The organism is Kitasatospora sp. NPDC023120 (genome assembly GCF_055560835.1).
The window spans coordinates 101906-120444 of sequence record NZ_JBVHHY010000011.1 but is presented as its reverse complement, the minus strand read 5'-3'; the positions used below and the strand labels follow the sequence as shown (position 1 = coordinate 120444).

The 18539-nt window shown below is 71.7% G+C and carries 18 protein-coding genes; 16 read left to right on the top strand and 2 right to left on the bottom strand.

Annotated elements, in window-relative coordinates:
• The first annotated feature begins 138 nt into the window (after nt 1-138).
• The 16 genes from pgsA to ACZ3TI_RS18025 all read left to right on the top strand — a co-directional run bounded on the left by pgsA (nt 139) and on the right by ACZ3TI_RS18025 (nt 16063).
• The gene (pgsA, locus tag ACZ3TI_RS18100) at nt 139-786 is read left to right on the top strand and encodes a phosphatidylinositol phosphate synthase (protein ID WP_380458580.1); all 648 of its coding nucleotides are present in this window, start codon (nt 139-141) and stop codon (nt 784-786) included.
• A 16-nt stretch (nt 787-802) separates the two neighbouring features.
• Nucleotides 803-1771 (top strand): phosphatidylinositol mannoside acyltransferase, encoded by a 969-nt coding sequence (locus ACZ3TI_RS18095; RefSeq protein WP_465727199.1) that lies wholly within the window; start codon nt 803-805, stop codon nt 1769-1771.
• Nucleotides 1772-1887: 116 nt separating this feature from the next.
• Nucleotides 1888-3072 carry a glycosyltransferase family 4 protein gene (locus tag ACZ3TI_RS18090; protein ID WP_465727198.1) on the top strand — a complete coding sequence of 395 codons (1185 nt, stop codon included), beginning with the start codon at nt 1888-1890 and terminating at the stop codon, nt 3070-3072.
• 87 nt (nt 3073-3159) lie between these two features.
• Nucleotides 3160-3528: a 5-carboxymethyl-2-hydroxymuconate Delta-isomerase gene (locus tag ACZ3TI_RS18085; RefSeq protein WP_465727197.1), complete on the top strand. Its 369-nt coding sequence runs from the start codon at nt 3160-3162 to the stop codon at nt 3526-3528.
• A gap of 29 nt (nt 3529-3557) precedes the next feature.
• Nucleotides 3558-4103 (top strand): hypothetical protein, encoded by a 546-nt coding sequence (locus tag ACZ3TI_RS18080; protein WP_465727196.1) that lies wholly within the window; start codon nt 3558-3560, stop codon nt 4101-4103.
• Between the two features lie 128 nt (nt 4104-4231).
• Nucleotides 4232-5143 carry a pyridoxal 5'-phosphate synthase lyase subunit PdxS gene (gene pdxS / locus ACZ3TI_RS18075; protein WP_224278753.1) on the top strand — a complete coding sequence of 304 codons (912 nt, stop codon included), beginning with the start codon at nt 4232-4234 and terminating at the stop codon, nt 5141-5143.
• A gap of 103 nt (nt 5144-5246) precedes the next feature.
• A complete protein-coding gene (gene pdxT / locus ACZ3TI_RS18070; RefSeq protein WP_465727195.1) occupies nt 5247-5870 on the top strand; it encodes a pyridoxal 5'-phosphate synthase glutaminase subunit PdxT in 624 nt (207 codons plus the stop codon).
• Nucleotides 5871-5948: 78 nt separating this feature from the next.
• The gene (locus ACZ3TI_RS18065) at nt 5949-6707 is read left to right on the top strand and encodes a YebC/PmpR family DNA-binding transcriptional regulator (RefSeq protein ID WP_049651428.1); all 759 of its coding nucleotides are present in this window, start codon (nt 5949-5951) and stop codon (nt 6705-6707) included.
• Between the two features lie 143 nt (nt 6708-6850).
• On the top strand, nt 6851-7402 hold the full coding sequence (ruvC, locus tag ACZ3TI_RS18060) for a crossover junction endodeoxyribonuclease RuvC (protein ID WP_465727436.1): 552 nt from the start codon (nt 6851-6853) through the stop codon (nt 7400-7402).
• On the top strand, nt 7399-8010 hold the full coding sequence (gene ruvA / locus ACZ3TI_RS18055; protein WP_465727194.1) for a Holliday junction branch migration protein RuvA: 612 nt from the start codon (nt 7399-7401) through the stop codon (nt 8008-8010). Before ruvC ends, ruvA begins: the two co-directional genes overlap by 4 nt.
• 55 nt (nt 8011-8065) lie before the next feature.
• Entirely contained in the window at nt 8066-9136 is a 1071-nt protein-coding gene (ruvB, locus tag ACZ3TI_RS18050) for a Holliday junction branch migration DNA helicase RuvB (protein ID WP_465727193.1), read from the top strand.
• Nucleotides 9137-9396: 260 nt separating this feature from the next.
• The gene (gene yajC, locus ACZ3TI_RS18045; protein WP_465727192.1) at nt 9397-9804 is read left to right on the top strand and encodes a preprotein translocase subunit YajC; all 408 of its coding nucleotides are present in this window, start codon (nt 9397-9399) and stop codon (nt 9802-9804) included.
• Between the two features lie 147 nt (nt 9805-9951).
• Nucleotides 9952-11784: a protein translocase subunit SecD gene (secD, locus tag ACZ3TI_RS18040; protein ID WP_465727191.1), complete on the top strand. Its 1833-nt coding sequence runs from the start codon at nt 9952-9954 to the stop codon at nt 11782-11784.
• Nucleotides 11785-11788: 4 nt separating this feature from the next.
• Nucleotides 11789-12877: a protein translocase subunit SecF gene (gene secF / locus ACZ3TI_RS18035; RefSeq protein WP_465727190.1), complete on the top strand. Its 1089-nt coding sequence runs from the start codon at nt 11789-11791 to the stop codon at nt 12875-12877.
• A gap of 28 nt (nt 12878-12905) precedes the next feature.
• Nucleotides 12906-13457 (top strand): adenine phosphoribosyltransferase, encoded by a 552-nt coding sequence (locus tag ACZ3TI_RS18030; protein WP_465727189.1) that lies wholly within the window; start codon nt 12906-12908, stop codon nt 13455-13457.
• 170 nt (nt 13458-13627) lie between these two features.
• Entirely contained in the window at nt 13628-16063 is a 2436-nt protein-coding gene (locus ACZ3TI_RS18025; RefSeq protein WP_465727188.1) for a RelA/SpoT family protein, read from the top strand.
• Between the two features lie 87 nt (nt 16064-16150).
• On the opposite strand, the gene ACZ3TI_RS18020 is transcribed toward ACZ3TI_RS18025, so the two are convergent.
• Both ACZ3TI_RS18020 and ACZ3TI_RS18015 read right to left on the bottom strand, forming a co-directional pair.
• A complete protein-coding gene (locus ACZ3TI_RS18020; RefSeq protein WP_465727187.1) occupies nt 16151-17380 on the bottom strand; it encodes a DUF349 domain-containing protein in 1230 nt (409 codons plus the stop codon).
• Nucleotides 17381-17655: 275 nt separating this feature from the next.
• On the bottom strand, nt 17656-18501 hold the full coding sequence (locus ACZ3TI_RS18015; RefSeq protein ID WP_465727186.1) for a peptidylprolyl isomerase: 846 nt from the start codon (nt 18499-18501) through the stop codon (nt 17656-17658).
• Nucleotides 18502-18539: the final 38 nt, after the last annotated feature.

Here is an 18539-nt window from a genome sequence, read left to right as displayed (position 1 = left end):
TCGTGCGGCGGTGCGTGCGGCAGAGCGTGTCGTCGGCGTGGCTACGATGGGTGCGCCGGACGGGCTGATCCGTCGGGCCGTCTGCCGCGCGTGCTGCGCCAGGCGGGTATCTGGGAGATCGGAGCGGCTGAGAAGGCCATGCTCAACAAATACGCGCGTGCCTTCTTCACACGTGTTCTGACCCCGTTCGCCGCGTTCCTGATCCGGCTGGGTGTGAGCCCGGACGCCGTGACGCTGATCGGTACCGCCGGCTCGGTGGCCGGGGCGCTGGTGTTCTTCCCGCGCGGGGAGTTCTTCTGGGGCACCATCACGATCACGCTGTTCATCTTCTCGGACCTGGTGGACGGGAACATGGCACGCCAGCTGGGTCGGAGCACCAAGTGGGGGGCGTTCCTGGACTCCACGCTGGACCGGGTCGCGGACGCGGCGATCTTCGGCGGGCTGGCGATGTGGTACGCGGGCAAGGGTGACGACAACCTGCTGTGCGCGGTGGCGATCTTCTGCCTGGCGAGCGGTCTGGTGGTGTCGTACACCAAGGCGCGGGCGGAGAGCCAGGGCCTGCCGTGCGATGTATCGGGGCTGGTGGAGCGGGCCGAGCGGCTGGTGGCGAGCCTGGTGGCGGCCGGGGTCGCGGGTCTGCACAAGTTCGGTGTGCCGTACGTGGAGTGGCTGCTGCCGGTGGCGCTGTGGCTGGTGGCGGCGGGGAGCCTGGTGACGGTGTTCCAGCGGATGCTGACCGTGCGCCGGGAGGCGTTCGAGGCCGACCGAGCGGCGGCCGGGAGCTGATGGGGGGCGTCCTGCGGTGACGGACCGACTGGTGTACTGGGCGTACGCGCTGGGCTGGGGGCTGTTGAAGCACCTGCCGGAGCGGGTGGCGCGGGGGCTGTTCGACCGGCTGGCGGACCACGCGTGGCGCAAGCGCGGCAAGCGGGTGCTGCAGCTGGAGGCGAACCTGCGGCGGGTCCGTCCGGGGCTGGACGAGGCCGCGCTGCGGTCGCTGTCGCGGGCGGGGATGCGCTCGTACCTGCGGTACTGGATGGAGTCGTTCCGGCTGCCGGTGTGGAGCCGGGAGCGGGTGGCCCGGGACGTGCGGGTGGAGGGCTTCGAGAACCTGCGGGCGCCGATGGAGGCCGGTCGGGGCGCGGTGATAGCGCTGCCGCACATGGGCAACTGGGACCTCGCGGGCACCTGGGTCGCGCAGCAGGGCTACCCGTTCACCACGGTCGCGGAGCGGTTGAAGCCGGAGCGGCTGTTCGACCGCTTCGTGGCGTTCCGGGAGGGCCAGGGCATGGAGGTCCTGGCGCTGACCGGCGGTTCGGTGAACGTGATCGGGACGCTGGCGCGGCGGCTGCGCGAGGGCCGGCTGGTGTGCCTGGTGGGGGACCGGGACCTGTCGGAGGCGGGCATCGAGGTGTCGTTCTTCGGTGAGGCGACCCGGATGCCGGCCGGTCCGGCGGCGCTGTGCCAGCGGACCGGGGCGGCGCTGCTGCCGGTGACGCTCTGGTACGACGGTCCGGTGCTGCGGGCGCGGATCCACCCCGAGGTGCCGGTGCCCGAGGAGGGCGACCGCAGGGAGCGGACGCGGGTGATGACCCAGGCGCTGGCGGACGTGTGGGAGCGGGACGTCCGCGAGTACCCGCAGGACTGGCACATGCTGCAGAAGTTCTGGCTGGCCGACCTGCCGGTCCGTGAGACGGTGAAGGAGCCCGCCGCGGTACGCGCGGAGGCGCAGGAGGCGCCGGAGCCGGCGGCCGAGGCCTCCGGGTCCTGAGCCCGGCCCGTCCCGATTCGGACGAGTCCCGCGTCCGACAGGCCCCGCGCCCGACAAGTCCCGCGTCCGACCCGTCCTGAGCCCGTTACGACCGTCCGAAGGAGCTTGAGGAACCCGTGAAGATCGGCATCGTCTGCCCGTACGACTGGGACGTCCCCGGTGGGGTGCAGTTCCACATCCGGGACCTGGCCGAGCACCTGATCGGTCTGGGGCACGAGGTGTCGGTGCTGGCGCCGGCCGAGGACGACGAGGCGCTGCCGCCGTACGTGGTCTCGGCCGGGCGGGCGGTGGCGGTGCCGTACAACGGGTCGGTGGCCCGGCTGAGCTTCGGCATCCTGTCGGCGGCGCGGGTGCGGCGGTGGCTGCACGACGGGCGCTTCGACATCCTGCACGTGCACGAGCCGGCCTCGCCCAGCCTGTCGATGCTGGCGGCCTGGTCGGCGACCGGGCCGATGGTGGGAACCTTCCACACCTCCAACCCGCGCTCGCGGGCGATGATCGCGGCCTCGCCGATCCTGCAGCCGGGCCTGGAGAAGATGCGGGCCCGGATCGCGGTGTCGGAGTACGCCCGGCGGACGCTGGTGGAGCACCTGGGCGGGGACGCGGTGGTGATCCCGAACGGCGTGGACGTGGGCTTCTTCGCGGAGGCCGAGCCGGACGAGCGCTGGACGGGCCACGCGGCGAAGGGGGAGCCGGGCACGATCGGCTTCATCGGCCGGATCAACGAGCCGCGCAAGGGTCTGCCGACGCTGCTGGCGGCGCTGCCGAGGATCCTGGCGGAGCGCCCGGGGGTGCGGCTGCTGGTGGCGGGCAAGGGCGACGAGGAGGAGGCCGTCGCGGGCCTGGCGCCGGAGGTGCGCCGGCAGGTGGAGTTCCTCGGCATGGTGAGCGACGCGGAGAAGGCCCGGCTGCTGCGCAGCGTGGACCTGTACGTGGCGCCGAACACCGGGGGCGAGAGCTTCGGGATCATCCTGGTCGAGGCGATGTCGGCGGGTGCGCCGGTGCTGGCGAGCGACCTGGACGCGTTCAAGCAGGTGCTGGACGGCGGGGACGCCGGCGAGCTGTTCCCGGTGGAGGACGCGGACGCGCTGGCCCGTACGGCGCTGCGGCTGCTGGGGGATCCGACGCGGCTGGAGGAGCTGAGCAAGGCGGCCTCGCGGCACGTGCGGCGGTTCGACTGGTCGACCGTGGGCGCGGACATCCTGGCGGTGTACGAGACGGTGACGGCGGGTGCCGCGGCGGTGGTCGAGGAGGACGAGCGCAGCGGGCGGCGCGGTCGCTTCGGGCTGGCGCGGGACTGATCCGCCGACGTGCGGGGGCGTGGTCGCCGCTGGTGTAGGTGGGGTTAGGGTCGGGCGACCGTACCGCTTCACCGCTTGGGGGAACCGATGCCGCAGATTTCCGTCGACTACTCGGCCGGCCTGGCCGGCACCTTCGACCGCCGGGGGCTGGGCCTGGCGATCAACCGGCTGGCGGAGGAGACGATCGACGCCAAGCCGGAGTCCTGCAAGACGGTGTTCCGGCAGAGCGAGGAGCTGGTGGTCGGCACCAGGGGGATGATCGGGGACGTCCAGGTGTTCGTGGAGTTCCAGATCTTCCCGGGGCGGACGCCGGAGGCGAAGGCGGCGCTGAGCGAGGGCGTGCTGGCGCTGGTGGCCCGGTTCGTGCGGCCGCGGCCCGGGAGCCGGCTGTTCAGTGCGGTGAACATCACCGACATCGACCAGCACAGCTACCGGCACGCCACCACCCAGGGCTGAACCGGTGACACCCGGTAACGTAGCGGCCCGTGACTACCTGGATCTGGGCCGGCGTGGCCGTGGTGCTCTTCGGCATGTACCTGAGTTGGACGGCCGGCCGCTTGGACCGGCTGCATGCCCGGATCGACGCCGCGCGGGCGGCGCTGGACGCCCAGCTGGTCCGTCGGGCCTCGGTGGCGATGGAGCTCGCGACGTCCTCGCTGCTGGACCCGGCGGCCTCGCTGCTGCTGCTGGACGCGGCGCACGCGGCCCGGCAGGCCGAGGACGAGCAGCGCGAGGTGGCGGAGAGCCAGTTGAGCCTGGCGCTGCGGGCGGTGTTCGAGGAGCCGGAGCAGGTGGCGGCGCTGGTGGCGGAGCCGGGCGGCGAGGACGCGGTCCGTGATCTGACGGCCGCGGTGCGGCGGGTGCCGATGGCGCGACGGTTCCACAACGACGCGGTGCGGGCGGCGCGTGCGGTGCGCGAGCACCGGCTGGTGCGGTATTTCCGGTTGGCGGGAAAGGCGCCGTTTCCGATGGCCTTCGAAATGGACGATGCTCCGCCGCCTGCCCTTACGCCCGAGGGGGCGCCTGCTTAGGGTGTCTTCGGATACGGCCCGTTTGTCGTATCCCTTCGTCCAGGCTGGACTTGGTGGCACATCGATGAGCCACCCGTTCCGCCTACCATAGGGCGATAGCACTGGTTCATCTTCGAGTGAGGTCTCACGTGTCCACCAGTCCCACCACCGCAGACCAGCCGCAGATCGGCACCGCCCGGGTCAAGCGCGGCATGGCCGAGCAGCTCAAGGGCGGTGTGATCATGGACGTGGTCAACGCCGAGCAGGCCAAGATCGCCGAGGACGCCGGCGCGGTGGCCGTCATGGCGCTCGAGCGGGTTCCGGCCGACATCCGCAAGGACGGCGGCGTGGCCCGCATGTCGGACCCGAACATGATCGAGGAGATCATCGAGGCGGTCTCCATCCCGGTGATGGCCAAGTCCCGCATCGGCCACTTCGTCGAGGCCCAGGTCCTGCAGTCGCTCGGTGTCGACTACATCGACGAGTCCGAGGTGCTGACCCCGGCCGACGAGGTCAACCACTCGGACAAGTGGGCCTTCACCACCCCCTTCGTCTGCGGTGCCACCAACCTGGGCGAGGCCCTGCGCCGCATCGCCGAGGGTGCGGCCATGATCCGCTCGAAGGGTGAGGCCGGCACCGGCAACGTTGTCGAGGCCGTCCGCCACCTGCGCCAGATCAAGAACGAGATCGGCCACCTGCGCGCCCTGGACCACAACGAGCTGTACGCGGCCGCCAAGGAGCTGCGCGCCCCGTACGAGCTGGTCAAGGAGGTCGCCGAGCTCGGCAAGCTGCCGGTCGTGCTGTTCTCCGCCGGTGGCGTGGCCACCCCGGCCGACGCCGCGCTGATGCGTCAGCTGGGCGCCGAGGGCGTCTTCGTCGGCTCCGGCATCTTCAAGTCGGGCGACCCGGCCAAGCGTGCCGCCGCCATCGTGAAGGCCACCACCTTCTTCGACGACCCGAAGATCATCGCGGACGCCTCCCGCAACCTCGGCGAGGCCATGGTCGGCATCAACTGCGACACCCTGCCGGAGACCGAGCGCTACGCCAACCGCGGCTGGTAATCGCCCCGCAGGTTCCGAGGGTCCTGGCCCGCCGCAGCGTTCCGGCGCTGCGGCGGGCCGCGCCACGTACTTCCGTAGTAACGATCGATTGAGGTTGAAGACCGTGAGCACTCCAGTCATCGGCGTCCTCGCCCTGCAGGGCGACGTCCGCGAGCACCTGGTGGCGCTGGCCGAGGCCGACGCGCTCGCCCGTCCGGTGCGCCGCGCCGAGGAGCTGGCCGAGGTCGACGCGCTGGTGATCCCCGGCGGGGAGTCCACCACCATGTCCAAGCTGGCGCTGCTGTTCGGCGTGATGGACCCGGTGCGCGAGCGGGTCGCCGCCGGCATGCCGGTGTACGGCACCTGCGCGGGCATGATCATGCTGGCGGACAAGATCCTCGACGGCCGCGAGGACCAGGAGAGCGTCGGCGGCATCGACATGACGGTGCGCCGTAACGCCTTCGGCCGCCAGAACGAGTCCTTCGAGTCCGGGATCGCCTTCAAGGGCCTGGACGACGCGCCGGTGCACGGCGTCTTCATCCGCGCCCCCTGGGTCGAGTCGGTCGGCGCGGGCGTCGAGGTGCTGGCCGAGCTGCCCGCCGCGGACGGTCCGGAGAGCCGGATCGTGGCCGTGCGCCAGGGCAACCTGCTGGCCACCTCCTTCCATCCGGAGCTGACCGGCGACCACCGGGTGCACGCCTACTTCGTGAAGATGGTCGAGGAGCACCTCGCGGCGGCCGCCCGCTGACCGTGTGCGCTTCACCGGTCACGACACCGGTAAGATCTCATCTGTTCATTTCCCTTTGGCGACGTAAAGGAGCTGGCGATGTCCGGCCACTCTAAGTGGGCTACCACCAAGCACAAGAAGGCCGTGATCGACGCCAAGCGCGGCAAGCTCTTCGCCAAGATGATCAAGAACATCGAGGTGGCGGCGCGCACCGGCGGTCCCGACCCGGCGGGCAACCCGACCCTTTACGACGCCATCCAGAAGGCGAAGAAGAGCTCGGTCCCGATCGACAACATCAACCGCGCCGTCAAGCGCGGTGGCGGTCTGGAGGCCGGCGGCGCCGACTACCAGACCATCATGTACGAGGGCTACGGCCCGAACGGCGTCGCCGTCCTGATCGAGTGCCTCACCGACAACCGCAACCGCGCCGCCTCCGACGTGCGCGTCGCGATGACCCGCAACGGCGGCTCGATGGCCGACCCGGGCTCGGTGTCGTACTTGTTCACCCGCAAGGGTGTCGTCATCGTCCCCAAGGCCGACGGCGTGGACGAGGACAAGCTCTTCGAGGTCGTCCTCGACCAGGAGCCCGAGGAGATCAACGACCTCGGCGACTCGTTCGAGATCGTCTCCGAGGCCTCCAAGATGGTCGCCGTGCGCACCGCGCTGGTGGACGCCGGCGTCGACTACGACTCGGCCGAGGCCAACTTCCTCCCGAGCATGCAGGTCGAGCTGGACGTCGACGGCGCCCGCAAGATCCTCAAGCTGATCGACGCCCTCGAGGACAGCGACGACGTGCAGAACGTCTTCGCCAACTTCGACATCTCCGACGAGGTCGGTGCGCAGCTCGACGCCGAGTGACACAGCGTCGATCGACGGCGAGTGACCGTTCTCACTGCCCGGCCCGGTGGTCCCAGGACCGCCGGGCCGGTGTCGTCGGTGGGGTTGTCGGACCCGGACGGTAGCCTGCGCAGGTCACAAGTCGTGGAGAGGCGGGGCCGGTGGTGCGGGTACTGGGTGTGGACCCGGGGCTGACCAGGTGCGGGGTCGGCGTGGTCGAGGGCGCGCCGGGCCGGCCCCTGCGGATGGCCGGGGTCGGCGTGGTGCGCACCCCCGCCGACGCCGAGATCGGGCAGCGGCTGCTGCTGGTCGAGCAGGGCATGGAGGGCTGGCTGGACGAGCACCGGCCCGACCTGGTCGCGGTCGAGCGGGTCTTCGCCCAGCACAACGTGCGCACCGTGATGGGCACCGCCCAGGCCAGCGCGGTGGCGATGCTCTGCGCGACGCGCCGCGGCATCCCCGTCACCCTGCACACTCCCAGCGAGGTCAAGGCGGCCGTCACCGGCTCCGGCCGGGCCGACAAGGCCCAGGTCACGGCGATGGTGCAGCGCCTGCTGCGGCTGGACGCCCCGCCCAAGCCCGCGGACGCCGCCGACGCGCTGGCGCTCGCCATCTGCCACATCTGGCGCGGCGGGGCGACCAACCGTCTGGAGGCCGCCGTCCTGGCCGCCCGCGCCACGCCCCGCTCCACTCCTCTGAAAGGCAGCATCCGGTGATCGCCTTCGTGCAAGGGCCCGTGGCGGCCATCTCCTCCGGGCTCGCGGTGGTCGAGGTCGGCGGGGTCGGCATGGCGGTGCAGTGCACCCCGAACACCCTGGCCGGCCTGCGGCTGGGCGAGCCGGCCCGGCTGGCGACCTCGCTGGTGGTCCGGGAGGACTCGCTGACGCTGTTCGGCTTCGCGGACGACGACGAGCGCGCCATCTTCGAGATCCTGCAGGCCGCGCCGGGCGTCGGCCCCAAGCTGGCGCAGGCGATCCTCGGCGTGCACAGCCCCGACGCGCTGCGCGCCGCGGTCGCGGGCGGCGACGAGAAGGCGCTGGTCGCCGTCCCGGGCATCGGCAAGGCGAAGGCGGCCAAGCTGCTGCTGGAGTACAAGGACAAGCTCGGCGCCCCGCACGGCGCGGTGCCCGCGCAGAAGCCGATCGCGGCCGGCCCGGCGCCGTGGAGCGAGCAGTTGCACTCCGCGCTGACCGGCCTCGGCTACGCCCCGCGCGAGGCGGACGAGGCGGTCGCGGCCGTGACCCCGGAGGCGGAGGCCCAGCAGACGCCGGACGTCGGCGCCCTGCTCCGGCTCGCGCTGCGCGGTCTCAACCGCGCCCGCTGAAGCCATCTGACGATCTGTCCGTTTGTCGACTTTGGAGACTCGGGAGCCCGCAACGATGTACGACTCGGAACCCGCCGACCGGCTGGTCACGGCCGCCGCCGACGGTGAGGACCAGGCGGTGGAGGCGGCGCTGCGCCCCAAGCTGCTGGACGAGTTCATCGGCCAGGAGCGGGTGCGCGAGCAGCTGTCCCTGGTGCTCCAGGCCGCCCGCAAGCGCGGCAGCGCGCCCGACCACGTGCTGCTGAGCGGGCCGCCCGGGCTGGGCAAGACCACCCTGTCCATGATCATCGCGGCCGAGCTTGGCGCACCGATCCGGATCACCTCCGGCCCGGCGATCCAGCACGCGGGGGACCTCGCCGCGATCCTCTCCTCGCTCACCGAGGGGGAGGTGCTCTTCCTCGACGAGATCCACCGGATGTCCCGGCCCGCCGAGGAGATGCTCTACATGGCGATGGAGGACTTCCGGGTCGACGTGATCGTCGGCAAGGGCCCGGGCGCGACCGCCATCCCGCTGGAGCTGCCGCCCTTCACCCTCGTCGGCGCCACCACCCGGGCCGGCCTGCTGCCGCCCCCGCTGCGCGACCGCTTCGGCTTCACCGGGCACATGGAGTTCTACGCCCCGTCCGAGCTGCAGCGGGTGGTGCACCGCTCGGCCTCGCTGCTGGACGTGGAGATAGACCCGGCGGGCGCCGCCGAGATCGCCGGGCGCTCGCGCGGCACCCCGCGCATCGCCAACCGGCTGCTGCGCCGGGTCCGCGACTACGCGCAGGTCCGGCACGACGGCGTGGTCACCGCCGGGATCGCCGCGCAGGCGCTGGACGTCTACGAGGTGGACGCCCGCGGCCTGGACCGACTGGACCGCGCGGTGCTGGACGCGCTGCTGCGGCTGTTCGGCGGCGGACCGGTCGGTCTGTCGACGCTCGCGGTCGCGGTGGGGGAGGAGTCCGAGACGGTCGAGGAGGTCGCCGAGCCCTTCCTGGTCCGCGAGGGCCTGCTCGCCCGGACCCCGCGCGGGCGGATCGCCACCGCCGCCGCCTGGCAGCACCTCGGTCTGACCCCGCCGGTCCAGACCACCCGCGGCAGCGTGCCGCCCCAGCCGGAGCTCTTCCCGGCCGACGGAAGTTGACCGCCCTCGGCTGAACGGGTGAGACGAGGCCGAGCGTTCCCGCCCGGTGCGGTCGGCGCACGGCAAGGGGGAGGCGGGATCGGAGCCCGCGGAAACTGTGCAGGCGGAGGGTCGCCACTTTCGGCGGCAGGATGCGATGCTTGGCGTTGTCCGATCAGTTCGGGGTTGCATAGACTCCGCCGGACCGCCCCTCTCACCCGACGGGCCGACCCATACCACACAGGCCGCCGGCCGGCGGCCCGTAAAGGACCCTGGCTGCAGTGAACCTCATCATCCTTCTCCTCCCGATCATCGCGATCGTGCTCATGTTCCGGTCGCAGAAGAAGCGCCAGCAGCAGATGCAGAGCATGCAGACCTCGCTGGAGCCCGGGGCGGGAGTGCGCACCATCGGCGGTCTGTACGCCCAGGTGAAGGCGGTCAACGAGGAGACCGTCGAGCTGGAGATCGCGCCCGGCGTGGTCACCCACTTCACCAAGAGCGCGATCGCGGCCGTCCTGGACCCCCAGGAGTACGACGCGATCATCAACGGCCGCCCCGCCGGCGACGAGCTCCCCGAGCCGGAGGCCGCGGACGCCGACGCCGAGCCGGTCGAGGACAAGCCGCTGACGCTCACCAAGGACAGCGCCGAGAAGGGCGACGTCGAGGGCGGGGCTCCCGCGAGCAAGTAGTACGGACGGGCAACCCGCCCGGCCGCGCGGCACAGTGCCGCGAGCCCACAGGACCTCAGGGCCGCAGAACCGCCGGACCCCTGTCCCGCCACGAGCCGGACGGGGGTCCGGTCGGGGAAGTGGCATGGACAGGGAGAAACGAGCAAGGTGGCAACACCCAAGTCGCGCCCGCGCGACGGCTACCCAGGGCGGGCGCTGGCCCTCATCCTGGTCGTCACCGTCGGACTGGTCGCCCTCATGTTCGGGACGGGCAACACCAAGCCCCGGCTCGGGATCGACCTCGCCGGCGGCACCAGCATCACGCTGACCGCGAAGTCGTCCGACCCCAAGGCGATCAACAAGTCCAACATGGACATCGCCACCGGGATCATCGAGCGCCGCGTCAACGGTATGGGTGTCTCCGAGGCGGAGGTCCAGACCCAGGGCGACAGCACGATCATCGTGAACATCCCCAAGGGCGGCGACCGGCAGAACGCGGCGGACCAGGTCGGTACCACCGCCAAGCTGTTCTTCCGCCCGGTCCTGGCCGTGGCCCCGAGCGGCATCACCGCCCCGGCTCCCACCGGCACCCCGTCCGCGCCCGCCACGCCGTCGGCCGCCGCCACCCCCGGCGCGACCCCGTCGGCCGGTGCCACGCCGTCGGCCACCGCCGCTGCCAAGCCCGGCACGCCGTCCGCGACCGCGAGCGCCACCAAGCAGGGCCGCACTGTCGGTGAGGCGCTGGCCGCCGAGGGCACCCCGTCGGCCGCCGCCACCGGCGCGAGCGCGGCTCCGTCCGCCGCCGCCCCGGCCGCCACCGGCGCCCCGAGCGCCCCGGCCACCCCGCCGAGCGCCGCCGACCTGAGCGCCGCGATGACGCAGGGCACCGTGCCGCCGGAGCTGTCCGCCGCCTTCGCCGCCCTGGACTGCTCCAAGCCCGAGGTCCGCGCCGCCCAGACCGGCGCCGAGGACAAGGCCGTCGTCGCCTGCTCCCAGAAGGCCGAGAACGGCTACTACGAGAAGCTGGCCCTCGGCCCCGCGGCCGTGAAGGGCGCGGACGTCTCCAAGGCGCAGGCCTCCATCGACACCCAGACCGGCGCCGGCTGGCAGGTCCAGCTGCAGTTCAACGGCACCGGCACCGACGCCTTCGCCAAGGTCACCGGCCAGCTGGCCGCCCAGACCCCGCCGACCAACCAGTTCGCCATCGTGCTGGACAACCAGGTCGTCTCGCACCCGCAGGTCAACGGTCCGATCCCGGGCGGCAGCGCGGTGATCACCGGTCGCTTCACCCAGACCGAGGCGCAGGACCTCGCCAATGTGCTGAGCTTCGGCGCCCTGCCGCTGGAGTTCGCCAAGAGCGACATCACCACCGTCTCCCCGGCGCTCGGCAGCGACCAGCTCAAGGCCGGCCTGGTCGCCGGCGCGATCGGCATGTTGCTGGTCGTCGTCTACTCGCTGGTCTACTACCGCGGCCTCGGCCTGGTCTCGATCGCCGGTCTGCTGGTCTCGGCGGCCTTGACCTACTCGATCATGAGCCTGCTCGGCGGAGGGATCGGCTTCGCGCTGAACCTGCCCGCGGTCTGCGGTGCGATCGTCGCGATCGGTATCACCGCCGACTCCTTCATCGTGTACTTCGAGCGCATCCGCGACGAGGTCCGCGAGGGCGCCCCGCTGCGCCCGGCGGTCCAGCGGGCCTGGCCGCGCGCCCGGCGCACCATCCTGGTCTCGGACTTCGTGTCCTTCCTCTGTGCCGCCGTGCTCTACGTGGTCTCGGTCGGCAAGGTCCAGGGCTTCGCGTTCACCCTGGGTCTGACCACCGCGCTCGACGTCGTGGTGATCTTCCTCTTCACCAAGCCGCTGATCACGCTGCTGGCCCGTCGCAAGTTCTTCCTGAACGGCCACCCGTGGTCCGGCCTGGACCCGAAGCGGCTGGGCGCCCGCCCGCCGCTGCGCAGCAGCCGTCGCCGTAGCTCCTCCTCTGCCGCCGTGAAGGAGGCCTGACACCGTGTCGCGCTTCTCCAACCTGGGCCACCGGCTCTACCAGGGCGAGGTCAGCTTCGACTTCGTCGGGCGCCGCAAGCTCTGGTACTCCCTCTCCGGCGTGATCGTGCTGGTCGCGGCGATCGGCCTGGCCATGGGCCTGCACCTGGGCATCGAGTTCAAGGGCGGCTCGGTCTACACCGTGAGCAAGCCCGGACTGACCGTCTCGCAGGCGCAGGACAAGGCCGACCAGGTCGTCTCCTCGCACCCGCTGGTGCAGTCGACCGACAACGGCAAGATCCGCATCCAGGTCAGCACCGAGGAGCCGAAGAGCTCGGACGAGGTGCGTTCGCAGCTCGCCGAGAAGATCGGCGTTCCGCTGGACACCGTCGAGGCCCAGGTGATCGGCCCCAGCTGGGGCAAGCAGATCTCCAACAAGGCCATCACGGGTCTGATCATCTTCATGATCCTGGTGACGGCCTACCTGGCGATCGCCTTCGAGTGGCGGATGGCGGTGGCCGCCCTGGTCGCCCTCATCCACGACCTCCTGATCACCATCGGCGTCTACGCCCTGGTGGGCTTCGAGGTCACCCCCGGTACGGTGATCGGCTTCCTGACGATCCTCGGGTACTCGCTCTACGACACGGTCGTCGTCTTCGACACCGTGAAGGAGAACACCAAGGGGCTCACCAAGCAGAACAAGCTCACCTACAGCGAGGCGGCCAACGCGGGCCTCAACCAGACCCTGGTCCGCTCGCTCAACACCACCGTGGTGGCGCTGCTGCCGGTCGCCGCGCTGCTGTTCATCGGCGGCGGCATCCTGGGCGCCGGCACGCTGAACGACATCTCGCTCGCGCTGTTCATCGGCCTCGCGGCCGGTGCCTACTCCTCGATCTGCGTCGCCACCCCGCTGCTGGCGCAGCTCAAGGAGGAGCAGCCGGGGATGAAGGCGCTGCGCAAGCGGGTCCTGCAGCACCGGGCCGCGGCCGCCAAGGCCGAGGACGCGGTGCCCGGGGACGCGCTCGTGGACGAGGGCCAGCCTGCGGGTATGGTCGGTCAGCGTGGCCGCTCGGCCGGCACCCGTGCCAAGGGCCGTCCGTCCACCAAGCGCTGACCCGAACCACGACCCCGAGGAACACACCGTGACCACCGCCGACACCGCACTGGCCGAGCTGTTGAACAGCCGGATCCGGGACGTCCCGGACTACCCGAAGCCGGGTGTGCTGTTCAAGGACATCGCGCCGCTGCTCGCCGACGCCGAGGCCTTCGGCGCCCTCACCCGGGCGCTGGCGGACCGGGCGAAGGCGCTCGGGGCGACCAAGGTGGTGGGCCTGGAGGCACGCGGCTTCGTGCTGGCGGCCCCGGCGGCGGTCGCGGCCGGGCTCGGCTTCGTGCCGATCCGCAAGCAGGGCAAGCTGCCCGGCGAGGTGTTCCGGCGCTCGTACGAGCTGGAGTACGGCTCGGCGACGCTGGAGGTGCAGTGCGACGCCTTCGCGCCCGGTGAGCGGGTGCTGGTGGTGGACGACGTGCTGGCCACCGGCGGGACGATCGGCGCCTCGCTGGACCTGGTGAAGGAGGCCGGCGCCGAGCTGGTGGGCGTCGTGGTGCTGATGGAGCTGGGCTTCCTGGACGGCCGCGCGCGGCTGGCCGAGCACCTGGACGGCGCTCCGCTGGAGACGCTGGTCACGGTCTGACGGAGGTGAGCGGAGGGCGGCGGTCGGAACATCCGACCGCCGCCCTTCCGCTTGCTGGCCCGGCCGGATGAACACCCGGGCGCCCGGCTCGGTACCATGAAGATTCATCCCCTCCCGGTCGGGTCCGTCCGTTCGGGCCGCGGCAGGGGTCGGCCCGGTGCCCCGAGGAGTTGTCCTTGCCCGACGAGGTTGTGCCCACGGCCGCAGCGGCCGCTCCCGAAGACCGTCCCACGCCCTCGGGGGCCACCCCGGCACGCCCGGCGCCGACCTCCTCGCGTTCGCTCGCCCCCTCCGGGCGCGGCTCGACCGGCGGCATGCGCGCCCGTCTGGCCCGCCTCGGCGGCCAGCGCTCCAGCGTGCTCAACCCCGTCCTGGAGCCGCTGTTCCGCTCGATCCGGGCGAACGACCCCAAGGCCGACCCGGCACTGCTGCGCGACATCGAGAAGGCGTACGCGGTCGCGGAGAAGTGGCACCGCGGGCAGAAGCGCAAGAGCGGGGACCCGTACATCACCCACCCGCTCGCCGTCGCGACGATCCTCGCCGAGCTCGGTATGGACGCCCCGACGCTGATGGCCGGGCTGCTGCACGACACCGTCGAGGACACCGACTACGGCCTGGAGACCCTGCGCAAGGACTTCGGCGACTCGGTGGCCCTGCTGGTGGACGGCGTCACCAAGCTGGACCGGGTCAAGTTCGGCGAGGCCGCGCAGGCCGAGACCGTCCGCAAGATGGTCGTCGCGATGGCCAAGGACCCGCGCGTCCTGGTGATCAAGCTCGCGGACCGCCTGCACAACATGCGCACGATGCGCTACCTCAAGCGGGAGAAGCAGGAGAAGAAGGCCCGCGAGACGCTGGAGATCTACGCCCCGCTGGCGCACCGGCTGGGCATGAACACCATCAAGTGGGAGCTGGAGGACCTCGCCTTCGCGATCCTCTACCCCAAGATGTACGACGAGATCGTCCGGCTGGTCGCCGAGCGCGCCCCCAAGCGGGACGAGTACCTGGCGACCGTCATCGACCAGGTCCAGGCGGACCTGCGCGGCGCCCGGATCACCGCCTCCGTCACCGGCCGGCCGAAGCACTACTACTCGGTCTACCAGAAGATGATCGTCCGGGGCCGGGACTTCGCCGAGATCTACGACCTGGTGGGCATCCGGGTCCTGGTCGACACCGTCCGCGACTGCTACGCGGCGCTGGGCACCATCCACGCGCGGTGGAACCCGGTGCCGGGGCGGTTCAAGGACTACATCGCGATGCCCAAGTTCAACATGTACCAGTCGCTGCACACGACGGTGATCGGTCCCGGCGGCAAGCCCGTCGAACTCCAGATCCGCACCTTCGACATGCACCGGCGGGCCGAGTACGGCATCGCCGCGCACTGGAAGTACAAGCAGCGCGCGGTCGCCGGGGCGTCCAAGGTCCGCACCGACACCCCGACCCAGACCCGCAAGGACGACAAGGCCGGCGCCGTCAACGAGATGGCCTGGCTGCGGCAGCTGCTGGACTGGCAGAAGGAGACCGCCGACCCGGGCGAGTTCCTGGAGTCGCTCCGCTTCGACCTGGCCAGCAACGAGGTCTTCGTCTTCACGCCCAAGGGCGACGTGATAGCCCTGCCGGCCGGCGCGACGCCGGTCGACTTCGCCTTCGCGGTGCACACCGAGGTCGGCTACCGGACGATAGGCGCCCGGGTGAACGGGCGGCTGGTGCCGCTGGAGTCGACGCTGGAGAACGGCGACACCGTCGAGGTGTTCACCTCCAAGGCGGAGAACGCCGGCCCCTCCCGGGACTGGCTGGGCTTCGTCAAGTCGCCGCGCGCCCGCAACAAGATCCGCGCCTGGTTCTCCAAGGAGCGCCGCGAGGAGGCGATCGAGCACGGCAAGGAGGCGATCGTCCGGGCGATGCGCAAGCAGGGCCTGCCGATCCAGCGGATCCTGACCGGCGACTCGCTGGTCACCCTGGCCCACGAGATGCGCTACCCCGACATCTCCTCGCTCTACGCCGCGATCGGCGAGGGCCACGTCGCCGCGCAGAACATCGTGCAGAAGCTGGTCCAGGCGCTCGGCGGCGAGGAGGGCGCGACCGAGGACCTGGCGGAGACCGCCACCCCGACGCACGACACCCGCCGCGCGGTGCGCCGCCGGGCCAAGGGCGACCCGGGTGTGATCGTCAAGGGCGTCGAGGACGTCTGGGTCAAGCTCTCCCGCTGCTGCACCCCGGTGCCGGGCGACCCGATCGTCGGCTTCGTGACCCGCGGCAACGGCGTCTCGGTGCACCGCGCCGACTGCGTCAACGTGGAGGCGCTGAGCCAGCAGCCGGAGCGCATGATCGACGTCGAGTGGGCGGCCACCCAGTCCTCGGTCTTCCTGGTGGCCATCCAGGTCGAGGCGCTGGACCGCTCCCGCCTGCTCTCGGACGTCACCCGGGTGCTCTCCGACCAGCACGTCAACATCCTGTCGGCGGCGGTCCAGACCTCCCGCGACCGGGTGGCGATGAGCCGCTTCACCTTCGAGATGGGCGACCCGAAGCACCTCGGCCACGTGCTCAAGGCGGTCCGCGGCGTCGAGGGCGTGTACGACGTCTACCGCGTCACCTCCGCGCGGAAGTGACTCCGGCATGACGAAGGCCCCCGGGGAAGCTCCCCGGGGGCCTTCGCCGTACGGACCGCACGGACCGTACGGATCGTCCAGGCGGGATCAGCCGCTGAACTCCTCCTGGCTCTTGTGCGCCTGCTCCAGCAGGGTCTGCACGCCGGCCAGCTCGGACTCCAGCTTGGCGGCCTTGGCGGTGTTGCCGACCGCGCGGGCCTTGTCCAGGTCGGCCTGGATCTTGTCGGCCTTGGCCTGGAAGAGGCCGACCATGCCGGCCGCGCGGGCCTTGGCCTCCGGGTTGGAGCGCTTCCACTCGGCGTCCTCGGCCTCGCGGATGGCCCGCTCGACCGCGTTCAGCCGGCCGTCCAGCTTCGGACGGACCTCGCGCGGCACGTGCCCGATCGCCTCCCAGCGCTCGTTGACCTCACGCAGCGCGGCCTTGGCGGCCTTCAGGTCGGTGATCGGCAGGATCGCCTCGGCCTCGGCGGCCAGCGCCTCCTTGAGCTTCTGGTTCTCGACCTGCTCGGCGTCCCGCTCGCTGAACACCGCGGAGCGGGCCTGGAAGAAGACGTCCTGCGCGCCGCGGAACCGCGCCCACAGCTCGTCCTCGATGTCCCGCTGGGCGCGGCCGGCGGCCTTCCAGCGCGCCATCAGGTCGCGGTAGGCGGCTGCGGTGCTGCCCCAGTCCGTGGACGAGGACAGCGCCTCGGCCTCGGAGACCAGCGCCTCCTTGGTCTGCCGGGCCTTGTCGCGCTCGGCGTCCAGGGTGGCGAAGTGCGCCTTGCGGTGCTTGGAGAAGACCGAGCGGGCGTGCGAGAAGCGGTGCCACAGCTCGTCGTCGCTCTTGCGGTCCAGGCGCGGCAGGCCCTTCCAGGTGTCCACCAGGGCGCGCAGCCGGTCCCCGGCCTCCCGCCACTGGGTGGACTCGGCGAGCTGCTCGGCCTCGGAGACCAGCGCCTCCTTGGCCGCGCGGGCCTCGTCCTGGGCCCTGGCGCGGGCGGCCTTGCGCTCCTCGCGCCGGCTCTCGATCTCGCCGGCGAGCGTGTCCAGCCGCTTGGCCAGGGCGTCCAGGTCGCCGACCGCGTGCCCCTCGACCACCTGCGCGCGCAGGTGCTCCAGCGCGGTCTGGGCGTCCTTGGCGGCCAGGTCGGTGGTGCGCACCCGCTTCTCCAGCAGGCCGATCTCCACCTCGATGCCCTGGTACTTGCGCTCGAAGTAGGCGAGGGCCTCCTCGGGCGAGCCGGCCTGCCAGGAACCCACGACGCGTTCGCCGTCGGCCGTCCTGACGTAGACCGTGCCCTGCTCGTCCACACGGCCCCACGGGTCGCTGCTCATAGCGCGTCCTCCACATGACGTCGCGCCCGCGCCGGGGCGGCGCGCATCCGTCGTCCACAGTTGATGTGCGGCGGACCGATGAGTCCGCCGTCCCCGTCCGCCTTGACTTGCTGCCGAGGGTGACGGCCAGGCGGGTGCGGGCACCCTATACAACGCCAACATAGGCGACCAGGCCCGGTGCTGTCCGCATCCGGGCCGGGCGATTTCGGTCCGGGGCCGGCGGGCACGGCGGCGGTGCGCCGCTCAGAGGTGCCCGTCGACGGCCCCGGGATCGGTCAACCCTTGGACACCGTAACGGAGTTGAAGGTGACATCGGCCATCGGGTGGCCGTCCGGGGAGCCCTCCAGGGTGCCCGCGGCGGCGATCTTCTGCACGATGTCCAGGCCACCGGTGATCTTGCCGAAGGGGGTGTACTTCGGCGGCAGCTTGGTGTCCTTGTAGACCAGGAAGAACTGGCTGCCGTTGGTGCCCGGGCCGGAGTTGGCCATCGCCACGGTGCCCGCCGGGTAGGTCGCGCCGTCCAGGTTCTCGTCCGCGAACTTGTAGCCAGGGTCGCCGGTGCCGCCCGGGACGGTCGCGCTGGCGGTCGGGTCGCCGCACTGCAGCACGAAGATGCCGTCCGTGGTGAGGCGGTGGCACTTGGTGTGGTCGAAGTACTGCTCGCCGGCCAGGAAGGAGAAGGAGTTCACGGTGTGCGGGGCCTTGGCCGCGTCCAGCGCGATCGTCACCTTGCCGCAGTTGGTGTCCAGCGCCATGGTGTACGAGCCGCTCGGGTCGATCGACATGGCCGGTTCGGCCTGCCACTTCTTGCCGTTGGGCGCGCCCGGCGCCGGAGCGGCGCAGCCCTCGACCGGCTTGCGGGTCGGGGTGGTCGGCTCGGTGGCCTTGGTCGGCGCGGCCTGCGCGCTGCTCGCCGCGGACGCGGACTTGTCCTTGTCGTCCGAGCTGAACGCGCCGGTGGCGATCAGCGATCCGCCGCCGGCCAGGACCACGACGGCCAGCGAGGCGCCCAGGATCGTGTTCCGGCGCTTGCGGGCGGCCGCGGCCTCGACCCGGCGTTCCATCTGGCGCTCGTACTTTTCGCGGGCGAGCTGCCGCCGCCGCTGTTCGCTGCTGACCACCGGCCGTGTCTCCTACGGATGTGCGGGAAAAGTGGATG

Coding starts and splice junctions, on each gene's coding strand:
- pgsA (WP_380458580.1), top strand. CDS start 139: ATGCTCAACAAATACGCGCGTGCCTTCTTCACACGTGTTCTGACCCCG.
- ACZ3TI_RS18085 (WP_465727197.1), top strand. CDS start 3,160: ATGCCGCAGATTTCCGTCGACTACTCGGCCGGCCTGGCCGGCACCTTC.
- ACZ3TI_RS18065 (WP_049651428.1), top strand. CDS start 5,949: ATGTCCGGCCACTCTAAGTGGGCTACCACCAAGCACAAGAAGGCCGTG.
- ruvB (WP_465727193.1), top strand. CDS start 8,066: ATGTACGACTCGGAACCCGCCGACCGGCTGGTCACGGCCGCCGCCGAC.
- ACZ3TI_RS18020 (WP_465727187.1), bottom strand. CDS start 17,380: ATGAGCAGCGACCCGTGGGGCCGTGTGGACGAGCAGGGCACGGTCTAC.